At 66.5% G+C, this 11,468-nt stretch carries 10 protein-coding genes; 1 reads left to right on the top strand and 9 read right to left on the bottom strand.

All coding sequences use genetic code 11. The features are described from left to right. Positions 1 to 39: 39 nt before the first annotated feature. Positions 40 to 1,068: a sensor domain-containing diguanylate cyclase gene (locus tag Q7C30_RS15845; protein WP_317872228.1), complete on the bottom strand. Its 1,029-nt coding sequence runs from the start codon at positions 1,066 to 1,068 to the stop codon at positions 40 to 42. A 98-nt stretch (positions 1,069 to 1,166) separates the two neighbouring features. Continuing rightward, the gene (gene desA, locus Q7C30_RS15840; protein WP_317872074.1) at positions 1,167 to 2,351 is read right to left on the bottom strand and encodes a delta-9 fatty acid desaturase DesA; all 1,185 of its coding nucleotides are present in this window, start codon (positions 2,349 to 2,351) and stop codon (positions 1,167 to 1,169) included. 250 nt (positions 2,352 to 2,601) lie between these two features. Between desA and dibA the strand changes: the two genes are divergently transcribed. Next, complete coding sequence (dibA, locus tag Q7C30_RS15835; RefSeq protein ID WP_317872073.1) at positions 2,602 to 4,497, top strand: phosphodiesterase DibA; 1,896 nt, start codon at positions 2,602 to 2,604, stop codon at positions 4,495 to 4,497. A 75-nt stretch (positions 4,498 to 4,572) separates the two neighbouring features. Here dibA and Q7C30_RS15830 read toward each other — a convergent pair whose 3' ends face one another. The 7 genes from Q7C30_RS15830 to Q7C30_RS15800 form a co-directional block, all read right to left on the bottom strand. Further along, the gene (locus tag Q7C30_RS15830) at positions 4,573 to 5,217 is read right to left on the bottom strand and encodes a methionine ABC transporter permease (protein ID WP_039581473.1); all 645 of its coding nucleotides are present in this window, start codon (positions 5,215 to 5,217) and stop codon (positions 4,573 to 4,575) included. Further along, the gene (locus Q7C30_RS15825; RefSeq protein ID WP_317872072.1) at positions 5,207 to 6,316 is read right to left on the bottom strand and encodes a methionine ABC transporter ATP-binding protein; all 1,110 of its coding nucleotides are present in this window, start codon (positions 6,314 to 6,316) and stop codon (positions 5,207 to 5,209) included. Before Q7C30_RS15825 ends, Q7C30_RS15830 begins: the two co-directional genes overlap by 11 nt. Position 6,317: 1 nt before the next feature. Then, positions 6,318 to 7,118 (bottom strand): MetQ/NlpA family ABC transporter substrate-binding protein, encoded by an 801-nt coding sequence (locus Q7C30_RS15820; protein WP_317872071.1) that lies wholly within the window; start codon positions 7,116 to 7,118, stop codon positions 6,318 to 6,320. Further along, positions 7,111 to 8,499: an LLM class flavin-dependent oxidoreductase gene (locus Q7C30_RS15815; RefSeq protein ID WP_317872070.1), complete on the bottom strand. Its 1,389-nt coding sequence runs from the start codon at positions 8,497 to 8,499 to the stop codon at positions 7,111 to 7,113. The genes Q7C30_RS15820 and Q7C30_RS15815 overlap by 8 nt, the downstream gene beginning before the upstream one ends. Next, positions 8,499 to 9,680, bottom strand: a complete 1,182-nt coding sequence (locus Q7C30_RS15810; RefSeq protein ID WP_317872069.1) for an SfnB family sulfur acquisition oxidoreductase — start codon at positions 9,678 to 9,680, stop codon at positions 8,499 to 8,501. The genes Q7C30_RS15815 and Q7C30_RS15810 overlap by 1 nt, the downstream gene beginning before the upstream one ends. A 49-nt stretch (positions 9,681 to 9,729) precedes the next feature. Beyond that, positions 9,730 to 10,971 (bottom strand): SfnB family sulfur acquisition oxidoreductase, encoded by a 1,242-nt coding sequence (locus Q7C30_RS15805; RefSeq protein ID WP_317872068.1) that lies wholly within the window; start codon positions 10,969 to 10,971, stop codon positions 9,730 to 9,732. 250 nt (positions 10,972 to 11,221) lie between these two features. Beyond that, positions 11,222 to 11,468: transposase (locus Q7C30_RS15800; protein ID WP_317870508.1), on the bottom strand; the 247-nt coding region annotated here is incomplete at its 5' end.

Genomic DNA, 11,468 nt, shown 5'->3' with positions numbered 1-11,468 from the left:
CGATGAGTTTTTTCCGTAGCGCGGCGCCAGCGTGCTCTCCTACCCACACACAATCCGATTCTTCCCCTCCCGCTTGGCCTGGTACATCGCCGCATCGGCGCGGCTGAACAGGCTGTCCAGGTCGGTGTCCTGGGCTGAAAGTGCAGTCAGGCCCTGGCTGATGGTGACGCTGTAGCGCTGCTCGCCATGGCTGAAGGCCAGGCGTTCGATTTCCCGTTGCAGGCGTTCGGCGATCTGTGCGGCCACCTCGGCGCTGCAGCCGGGGAACACGGCGGCGAACTCCTCGCCGCCGATGCGGCCGAACAGGTCGCCCCGGCGCAGGATGGTCTTGCCGCTGTCGGCGATGCGCTGCAGCACCTGGTCGCCCTCGGGGTGGCCATAACTGTCGTTGATCAGCTTGAAGTCGTCGATGTCCAGCAGCAGGAAGGCCAGCGGCGTGCCGTTGTCGCGGGCGCGGTTGAAGGCCTGGCGGGCGCATTCGAAGAAGTGCCGGCGGTTGCTGCTCTGGGTCAGCACATCGGTGGTGGCCAGGCGCTTGAGTTCGCCTTCCAGGTGCTTCTTTTCGGTGATGTCCTCGGCGATGCCGACGATGATCACCCGCTCGCCCTCGCGCTGCTGGTTGATGTAGCACTTGTCGCTGAGCCAGCGCACTTCGCCCTGGCCGTTGACGATGCGGTACTCGCGGTCCTCGACCGTGCCTTTGACCAGCACTTGGGCCAGGCTGCGCTCGGCGTAGTCGAGATCGTCCGGGTGGATCGCATCGCGCCATTCGTTGAAGTCGGCCATCAGCAGGCTCGCGGAGCGTCCGTAGATGCGCTCGTAGGCGGGGCTGATATAGAGCACCTGACGCTTTTCCCAATCGAAGGCCCAGAGCACCGCGTTGACGCTGTCGAGCAACGAACTGAACAGTTGTTCGCGTTCGCTCAGGCGCGCCACTTCGCCTTGGGCATGCAGCAGGGCCAGAAGCATCTGAGCGGCTTCGGGACGGGGGTTGCCGGTGTGCGAAGAGGGACGTTCTTTGGCCATGAGCACGGATCGGTTCTCGACGAGAGGGCGTGCGGCCGCCAGACAGCCCGCCACGCGGGCGATGATCCGATTTCGAGTCGAGGCAGGGGGTGAAGTTCCGGAGGGCGTGCCCCGAACGGGGGCACGCCGATCAACGGCGGTCAGGCGACGCCGGGGCGCAGGGAGTAGGTCTTGAGCTGAGCGGCGAAGTCGCGCAGCGACTGGATGCCACTGGCCTCGGCCTCCTGTACCCAGTCTTTGATCGCCGCCAGCATGTCGTGGCCGTTGGCGCTGGTGCGTGCCCAGATGTGCTGCAGAGCCAGGCGTTTCTCGTAGATGGTTTTCAACGCCTGGCTGTGTTCGAGCATCGACTCGATGCGCAGGTGATGGCGGTCCTGCAGCAGGCTGGGTTCACGCGACAACAGGCGCTTGGCACGGCGGAACTGGTGGCGCATCGAGGCATCGACCTTGTTCAGTTCCTGCTTGACCAGCGGGGCGATCACCAGCTTGCGGTATTGGGCCATGATCTGGAAACGGTTGTTGAGGATCGCCATGGCGGTGTCCATGTCCAGCGACGCCTTGCCCTCGACCCGATGGGCGATGGGCGCCACGCGCTGCACCTTGGCCAGGCGCAGCAGGCACAGTAGGCGAATCCACATCCAGCCCATGTCGAACTCCCAGCGGCGCACCGACAGCTTGGCCGAATTGGGGTAGGTGTGGTGATTGTTGTGCAGTTCCTCGCCGCCGATGATGATGCCCCAGGGCACCAGGTTGGTGGCGGCGTCGCGGCACTCGAAGTTGCGGTAGCCCACCGCATGGCCCAGGCCGTTGACCACGCCAGCGGCCCAGAACGGAATCCACATCATCTGGATGGCCCAGAGGGTGATGCCGATGGTGCCGAACAACGCCAGGTCGATCACCGCCATCAGGGCGATACCGCCGAGCTTGTACCGCGAATACAGGTTGCGCTCGATCCAGTCGTCCGGGCAGTTCTTGCCGTAGATGCGCAAGGTGTCCGGGTTGCGGGCCTCCTCGCGGTACAGCTCCGCGCCCTTGCGCAGCACGGTGCCCAGGCCCTTGTGCACCGGGCTGTGCGGGTCGTCGGGGGTTTCGCATTTGGCGTGATGCTTGCGGTGGATGGCGGTCCACTCGCGGGTGTTCTGCGCCGTGGTCAGCCACAGCCAGAAGCGGAAGAAGTGCTTGAGTCCGGCGTTGAGCTCCAGGGAGCGGTGCGCGGAATAGCGATGCAGATAGATGGTGACGCTGACGATGGTCACATGAGTCATCAGCAAGGTGACCGCGACCAGTTGCCAGGCCGAGAGGTCGAGTAGACCGTTATGCCACATGGTTGGAAAAGCCCTCGAGAGTAGGGTGGACAACGGGCGCATTATCCCTGGGCGGGGAAATAAAACCAGTCGAGCGTCGCCGGGCAGGCGTGCCATCGGTCTGGTGCTGGCCACCGGCCAGGCCGCAAAGGCAGGCCAGCCGGGAGGCGTCGGCGCGAAACACGACTTATTAATGAGCCCGGAATTAAAGTCACGGCATGTTTCAGCATTTATACTGCGCCATCATTTTCCCAGGACCGATACGCCCGACATGTCTGTTTCTGTTCGCGACGCCTTGCGCATGGCTGCGCTCTACGTTGTGTTGTCGTTCCTCTGGCTGGCCCTGTCGGAGGTGGTGTTGCGTGGCATGACCGACGACGACCTGGCCCTGACCGTCGGCCGACAGATCAACCTGGTGGTCTGGGTGTTGCTCAGCGCCGGCCTGATCTTCGTCTCGCGGGTGCGCCTGCTGAACTTCATCGGCGTCGGTGCGCGTTTGCGCAGCGAAGACCGCGAGCGCCTGCGCATGGCCGCCGCCGTGTTCGACAGCACCCTCGAAGGCGTGCTGGTGACCGACCGTAACGGTTTGATCGTGCACGTCAATCGCGCCTTCATGCGCATCACCGGCTACCAGCAGGACGAAGTACTCGGCCAGCGCCCTAACAAGTTCAAGTCAGGCCGCCACGACGCGGCGTTCTACAAGCAGATCTACGACACCCTGGAAGCCTGTGGCGAATGGAGCGGCGAGATCTGGAACCGGCGCAAGAGCGGTGAAATCTACCCGCAGTGGCAGACCATCTGCGCCATTCGCGACGACGCAGGCGCGCTCAGTCATTACGTCGCAGTGTTCAGCGACATCAGCGCGATCAAGCATTCCGAGGAAGAACTGACCTACCTGGCCCACCACGACCCGCTCACCGGCCTGCCCAATCGTCTGCTGTTCAGCGACCGTGCCGAACAGGCGCTGACCGCCGCGCAGTCGAACAAGCGCGGCTGCGCCCTGTTGCTGCTGGACCTCGATCACTTCCAGAGCATCAACGACAGCCTCGGCCATGCCGTGGGCGACCAGTTGCTCAAGCTGGTGGGCGACCGCCTGCGCGATCAGGTCGGCGCCGGTGTGACCCTGGCGCGGCTGGGCGGCGACGAGTTCGCCGTGCTGCTCGAAGGCGGCCAGCAGGTGGCCCAGGCCGCGAGCACCGCGCAGTGCCTGATCGAGCGTCTGCACGAGCCGTTCGAGGTCGAGGACCAGCGCCTGTTCATCAGCGCCAGCATCGGCATCAGCCTGTTCCCCAGCGATGCACAGAGCGCCGAGCAACTGCTGCGCAATGCCGACTCGGCGCTGTTCAAGGCCAAGAACAATGGTCGTGCCTGCTATGCGCTGTACACCGAAGAGCTGACCGCCCACGCCCAGCACCGCGTCGAGACCGCCGGCGAGTTGCGCCGCGCCTTGGCCCAGGAGGAACTGCGGGTGTTCTACCAGCCGGTTCACGACCTGCTGACCGGCACCCTGGTCGGCGTCGAGGCGCTGGTGCGCTGGCAGCATCCCGAGCGCGGCCTGGTGCCGCCGGGCGAGTTCATCCCGATTGCCGAGCGCACCGGCCTGATCGCCGATATCGACGCCTGGGTGCTGCTTCAAGCCTGCCGGCAGATGGTCCAGTGGCAGGCCGAAGGGCGCGCGCTGAGCTTCGTTGCGGTGAACCTGTCGAGCCGGCTGTTCGGCCAGCGCGAACTCTATCGTCAAGTCGCCGAGGTGCTGCACGACACCGGCCTGGACCCGGCGCTGCTGGAGCTGGAAGTCACCGAGAGCGCGGTGATGGAGGACCCGGAGGTGGCCATGCAGCAACTGCACCGCCTGCGCGAACTGGGCCTGCGCCTGGCGATCGACGATTTCGGCACCGGCTATTCGTCGTTGCTGCGCCTCAAGCGCCTGCCGGTGCAGAAGCTCAAGATCGACCAAGGTTTCGTCGCCGGCTTGCCGCAGGATGACGACGACGTGGCCATCGTTCGGGTGATCATCGCCCTGGCGCGCAGCATGGGCATGCAGGTGCATGCCGAGGGCATCGAGCAGGCCGAACAGGCGCGCTTTCTGCTGGAGCAGCAGTGCGACCTGGGGCAGGGCTACTGGTTCGGTCGGCCGGTGGCGCCGCAGGCGTTGATCTGGGGGTGACGAGGTCGTGCGCTCGCGCACTCACTCTTGAATCGAAAAGACAATTCGTTCTGACCCGCCTCCAATCACGGCCCCTCAGCGCTTGTTCAACCCCCTGGCCAGGCGATCCCCGCCCAACTGAATCACCGCCACCAACGCCACCAGCATGACGATCACCGTGAGCATGATCTGGCTGTCGAAGCGCTGGTAGCCATAGCGATAGGCGATGTCGCCCAGGCCCCCGGCGCCGATGGCACCGGCCATGGCCGAGGAGTTGATCAGCGTCACCAGGGTGATGGTGAAGCCGCCGACGATGCCGGGCAGCGCTTCGGGCAGCAATACGTGCCAGACGATGTGCCAGCGCCGGCAGCCCATGGCCTGGGCCGCTTCGATCAGGCCATGGTCCACTTCACGCAGGCTCACCTCGGCGATGCGCGCGAAGAACGGCGTGGCCGCGATGGTCAGCGGCACCACGGCAGCCCATACGCCGTAGGTGGTGCCGACGATCAGGCGGGTGAAGGGGATCAGCGCCACCATCAGGATCAGGAATGGCACCGAGCGGAACAGGTTGACGAAGCCGCCCAGCACGCGGTTGAGCAGGGGCGCCTGATAGATGCCGCCCTTGTCGCTGGTGACCAGCAGCACCGCCAGCGGAATGCCCACCAGCAACGCGATCAAGGAAGACACGCCGACCATCAGCAGGGTGTCGAGCAGGCCTTGCAGCAAGCGTTCAGTCCACATGGCCAAGCACCTCCACGTCGGTCGTCCAGCGCCGGGCGCGCTCGAGCAGTTGCGCCGCGCTGTGCGGCGAGCCACGCACGGCCAGTATCAACTGGCCCAGGACCTGGCTGCCGAGGGTGTCGACGCCGCCCTGCAGCAGGGTCACGCGCCCGCCCAGGTCATGCCACAGCGCCGTCAAGTCCGGTTCGCCGAGTACGTGCAGGCGCAGCACCACGGCCGCTTCGGGGTGGCCGGGTCGGGCCTGCAGCGTGCGCTGCAAGCTCTCCGGCAGCTTGGCTTGCAGAGGCGCGAGCAGGCTGCGGGTGACGGCATGGCGCGGTGTGCCGAACACCTGCCAGACCTCGCCCTGCTCGACCGCCTCGCCGCGCTCGAGCACCACCACGCGGTGGCAGATCTCGCGGATCACCGCCATTTCGTGGGTGATCAGCACGATGGTCAGGCCCAGGCGCTGGTTGATGTCGCGCAGCAGGTCGAGGATCGCAGCGGTGGTCTCCGGGTCCAGTGCCGAGGTGGCCTCGTCGCACAGCAGAATCTGCGGGTCGTGCACCAGGGCGCGGGCGATGCCGACGCGCTGCTTCTGCCCGCCCGACAACTGCGCCGGATACACCCCATGTTTCTGTTCCAGCCCCACCAGCTCCAACAGCTCGCGAACCTTGCGCTGGCGCTCGGCCTTGGCCACGCCGGCCACTTTCAGCGGCAGCTCGACGTTCTGGAACACGGTCTTGGCCGACATCAGGTTGAAGTGCTGGAAGATCATGCCGATGCGTCGGCGCAGCGCCACCAGTTGCGTTTCGTCGAACGGTGCAATGTCCACCTGGTCGATCAGCACGCGCCCATGGCTGGGTTGCTCCAGGCGGTTGATGGTGCGCAGCAGCGACGACTTGCCGGCGCCGCTGCGGCCGATGATGCCGAAGATCTCGCCACGGCGGATGTTCAGGTCGATGCCGTGCAGCGCCGGCTGGCGCTGGCCGGGGTAGGTCTTGGCCAGGCCGATGAAGCGCACGTGGGCCTGGTTCACGTCCGGGCGCAGCGCGTGCTCGCGCGCCCGGGCAGGTTCGCGGGGAGCCAGGGGCGCCCGCAGGGCGTTGGCGCTGCTCATCTCAACCCTCCCAGCCGGCCTGGTACAGGCTGCCATGGGCCTTGTCCAGGGCGGCGCGCACGGCCGGCGAATGCTGGTAGATATCGACGAACTTGGCCAGGCGTGGATCGTTCTTGCTCTGCGGACGGATCACGAACTGGATCACGTATTCCTTGTTCTCCAGGCCGTCGAACAGCAGCGCCGAGGTGGCGTCGAAACTGTTGGCCAGGCGGATGTAGGCCGGGTAGCCCTGCACCAGGTCGGCATCGTCGTAGGCGCGCACCAGTTGCACGGCCTCGACCTGAATGATCTTGAGCTTTTTCGGGTTGTCGACGATGTCGGCTTCGGTGGCCTTGTAGCCCACGCCCGGCTTGAGGCTGATCAACCCGGCCTTGGCCAGCAATTGCAGGCCGCGTCCGCTGTTGATCGGGTCGTTGGCGATGGCCACGCTGGCGCCGTCGGGCAGGTCGGCGAAGCGCTTGTAGCGCTTGGAGTACAGCCCGACGTTGTTGATGATGCCCGGTGCGTAGGGCACCAGGTCGAAGCCGGCGGCGGCCTTGGCGTTTTCCAGGAAGGGGATGTGCTGGAAGTAGTTCACGTCGATGTCGCCGCTGTTGAGGCTGACGTTGGGCGCGATCCAGTCGCTGAATTCGATCAGCTTCACCTCGAGCCCTTGTTTGTGCGCTTCTTCGACCGCCGCTTCCAGGGGGATGGCGAACGCGGCGGTGGTGCCGATCTTCAGCGGCGGCTCGGCCAGGGCGGCGCTGGACAGGCCCAGGCTGAGCAGCAGGGCCACGGCGGGCCGGTAGAGTTTCTCAAGCATGGTGCAGGGCTCCGGTCGGGACAGGGTCGGGGAAGCGATGGCGGCTGCCGGGGTGATCGGCCGGCAGGTGCGCGCTGGGGCTGGCGAACAGCTTCTGGCGCAAGGTGCCGTCGACATAGGCGGTCTTGTAGCGACCGCGACGTTGCAGCTCGGGAATCACCAGCTCGATGAAGTCCTCGTAGCTTTCCGGGGTGACGGTGCGGGTCAGGTTGAAGCCATCCAGGCCGGTCTCGTCGATCCAGCCGATCAACTGTTCGGCGACCTGCTCGGGCGAGCCCACCAGGGTCACGTAGCGCCCGCCCAGGGCGTGCTGCTGCAACAGACGGCGGCGGGTCCAGGTGCTGTCCTGAAGTATCTTGTTGGCCGACTGGATGGCGTTGCCCGGGCCGGCGTGGATCGGCTCGTCAAGGTCGAACGCGGCGAAGTCGATGCCCGTGGAGGCCGCGAAGTGCGCCACCCCGGCCTCGGCGCTGGCATGGCGCAGATACTCGGCGTGCTTGGCGCGCGCTTCGGCCTCGGTGGCGGCAACGATCACGCTGATGCCCATGAACACCTTGATCGCCTGCGCATCGCGGCCCGCTGCCTGGGCCGCGGCGCGCACCTTGTCGACCTGGGCGCGGGTGCCGGCGTGGGTCTGGCCACCGATGAACACGCATTCGGCATGCTGCCCGGCGAAGCTCAGGCCCCGGCTGGAACTGCCGGCCTGGAACAGCACCGGCGTGCGCTGCGGTGAGGGCTCGCACAGGTGGTAGCCGTCGACCTTGTAGAACTCGCCGTGGTGCTCGACCTTGCGCACCCGTTCAGGCTGCGCATAGACGCGCCGCTGACGGTCGGCGACCACCGCATCGTCGGCCCAGCTCCCTTCGAGCAACTGGTACAGCACCTCCAGATACTCGTCGGCCTGGTCGTAGCGCCGGTCGTGTTCGGGCTGTTGCGCCAGGCCCATGGCGCGGGCGGCACTGTCCAGGTAGCCGGTGACGATGTTCCAGCCCACGCGGCCCTTGCTCAGGTGGTCGAGGGTGGACAGGCGACGGGCGAACAGGTACGGCGGCTCGTAGGTGAGGTTGGCGGTGAGGCCGAAGCCCAGGTGGCGGGTCACGGCGGCCATGGCCGAGACCAGTAGCAGCGGGTCGTTGACCGGTAGCTGGATCGACTCCTTGAGGGTGACGTCCAGCGAGCGGCCATAGACATCATAGGTGCCGACGATATCGGCGATGAACAGGCCGTCGAACAGCCCGCGTTCGAGCAGGCGCGCCAGGTCGGTCCAGTACTCGATGTCCTTGTAGCGGGTCGAGGTGTCCCGTGGATGGGTCCACAGGCCGTGGTTGATGTGGCCGACGCAGTTCATGTTGAAGGCGTTGAGCAGGATCTGCCTGGGCATCAGATCGTCCCTCGCAACGGCGGGTTTTCGCGGTTCAGGTAGTAGTTGCCGATGGCGTGGTACTTCCAGCGCACCGGATCGTGCAGGGTGTGCACCCGCGCGTTGCGCCAGTGGCGGTCGAGGTTGTGCTCGGCCAGGGTGGCGCGGCTGCCGGCCAGCTCGAACAGGGTGCTGCCGGCCGCCAGGGAAATCTCGGTGCTGATCGCCCGCGCCTCGGCGACCGCAATGGAGGCGGCGGCCACCGAGTCGGCATTGGCGTCACGCTGGGCCCGGTCGAGGGTTTCGCCAGCCCGTTCCAGCAGGGCTTCGGCGGCATGCAGGCGAATGTTCAGGCGGCCGAAGGCATTCAGGGTGAGCGGGTCGGCCGAGGCCTGATCGACGCCGGAGTCGATCCATGGGCGGCTGTGCTGACGGACGAAGGCCAGGGCGTCTTCGACAGCGGCGCGGGCGATGCCGGTGTCGATGGCGGCGTGGAGGATCTGCGCCAGCGGTCCCACCGGGGTCGGCCGTTCGAAGGCGGACTGGAACGGCACGATGTCCTGGGCCTCGACGCGAACGTTCTCGAACAGTACCGAGCCGCTGCCGGTGGTGCGCTGGCCGAAGCCGCTCCAGTCGTCGATCACCTGCACGCCAGGGCTGTCGGCGGGGACGAACGCCAGTTGCTGCACGCCGTCGTCGTCGATCACCGAGGTGGGGATGCGCTGGGCGTAGAGCGCCCCGGTGGCGTAGAACTTGCGCCCGTCGATGCGGTAGCCGTCGCCGTCGCGGGTCAGGCGCGTGGTGCGGTCGTGGGCGGTGCGCGTGCCGAGTTCGGCCAGGGCGTTGCCGAAGCGTCGCCCGCCGAGCACCTCGGCGTAGAGGCGCTGCTGCTGCGCAGCGCTGCCGTTCACCCGCAGCACTTCGAGGGCATAGAAGTGATTCTGCGGAATCTGCCCGAGCGAGCTGTCGGCCTGGGCGATGCGGGCGATGACCTTGGCCAGGGTGACGTTGGACACCTGCGCGCCGCCGTAGGCCTTGGGCACGCTGATGGCCCACAGGCCGGAGCGGGTGAACAGCTCCAGCTCGGCGTGGGGCAGGCGCCGTTCGCGGTCGCGCAGGGCACTGCCGCCTTGCAGGTGGCGGGCGAGGTCTTCGGCGACGGCCAGGGCCTGGGCGTCGCTGGTGATCAGGGATGTCGTCATGGGGGGGGCTCCGGGGCGGAGGGCCGCCAAAGCAGCCCTCGGCGAGCAATCAGATCCAGGAATGCCGCGCAGGCAGCGTGCCGTTGAGGTAGTAGGCGCCGACCGCGTGATACTTCCAGCGCACTGGGTCGTGCAGGGTATGCACCCGCGCGTTGCGCCAGTGGCGGTCGAGGTTGAACTCGGCCAGGGTGGCGCGGCTGCCAGCCAGTTCCAGCAGCTTCTCGCTGGCCAGCAGCGCGATCTCGGTGGTCAACACCTTGGCTTCGGCCACAGCGATGGAGGCACGGGCCGCGGCGGCGGCATCCACCGGCCCTGCATCGACCTCGTCCAGCACCTGTGCGGCTTTGCGCAACAGCGCCTCGGCGGCGTGCAGGTCGAGCTTGAGACGGCCGATGTCGGCGATCACGTAGAGGTCATCGCTGGCGCGCTCGACCTTGGCGTCGATCCAGGGCCGCGACTTGTGGCGCACGAAGTCGATGGCGTCGTCGATGGCCGCTTCGGCAATACCGGCGTCGATGGCGGCCTGGATCAACTGCGAGGCGGCGCCCTGGATGTTCGGGCGCTCGCTCTGGCGCCAGTTGTCGATCACCAGGTCCGCCTCCACCGCGACATGCTCGAGCAGCACCGTGCCGCTGGCGGTGGTGCGCTGGCCAAAGCCGGACCAGTCGTCGACGATGCGCAGGCCGGGGCTGCCGCGGCGCACGAAGGCCAGGCGCTGGCGGCCTTCGTCGTCCAGCGCCTTGACCGACACCCAATGGGCGAACAAGGCGCCAGTGGAGTAGAACTTCTCGCCGCTGAGGCGATAGCCGCTACCGTCGCGGGTCAGGCGTGCCTTGAGGGTGAGGGTGTTCTGCGTGTTGCGCTCGGGACCGGCGTTGCCGATGCGCCAGCCGTCCAGCACCGAGCGGTAGAGGCGGGCCTGCTGCGCCGGAGTGGCGGTGTCGCGCAGCAACTGCAGCAGACCGAACTGGTTCTGCGGGATCTGTCCCAGGGCCGGGTCGGCGGCGCTGATCAGGCGGAACACTTCGGCGAGGGTGACAAAGGATACGCCGGGGCCGCCGAACGCTTTGGGCACGCTGATGCTGCCCAGGCCCGAGCGGGTGAACTGTTCGATTTCGGCCCACGGCAACTGGCGCTGCTGATCGCGCTGCGCGGCCTGAGTCCTGGCGGTGTCGGCCAGTTCGCGGGCGGCCTGCAGCGCCTGGGCGTCGTCGCGCAGGATCGCCGCCGGCAGCAGCCGCGGCATGCTGTCGGTCTCGTGGTTCGATTGACTGCTGGCTTGGCTGGACATCAGTGCCGCTCCCTGGCGGCACTCGACGCCCCGAGCGGGGAGAGAGTGTGGCTGACCATTCCTGAACCTCACGAAGTGAATGCATCGCGTGCAGCTGATCGCGACGGATGAGTGCGGGTCCGGTGGTCCGGTGGATATACCTTATGCGCTTATAAAACCTTTATGAACTAACGCTTTGGAATATGCATAGAAGAGGTGGCCTGGTATTCATCGCTGTGCGCGGGCGCCGCTCAATCGCTTGTAGGAGATTCTATGGTTGTGGGCAATGCTTTTTGCCGCCTTTGCTCACGTATTCGCCTTGAGTCTTCATCAAGGCGAATGCAATTCTGGCCAGCTTTCGGGCCAGGATGACCAGGGCCTGAGTGGTTGCCTTACCTGTACTCCGATAATGTTCATAGACCTCCTTCCAAGCCTCGGTCTTGCTAGCGGACATGGCGGCGTTGTGCAAGAGTCGGCGCACTTCTGAGCAGCCGCGCTTGGTCAAGCGTCTGCGTCCG

Origin of the sequence: Pseudomonas sp. RAC1 (assembly GCF_030658255.1) — a bacterium.
GTDB classification, from domain to species: Bacteria; Pseudomonadota; Gammaproteobacteria; order Pseudomonadales; family Pseudomonadaceae; genus Aquipseudomonas; species Aquipseudomonas boreofloridensis.
The sequence above is the reverse complement of the archived record's forward strand: the minus strand, read 5'-3'. Positions and strand labels throughout refer to the sequence as shown.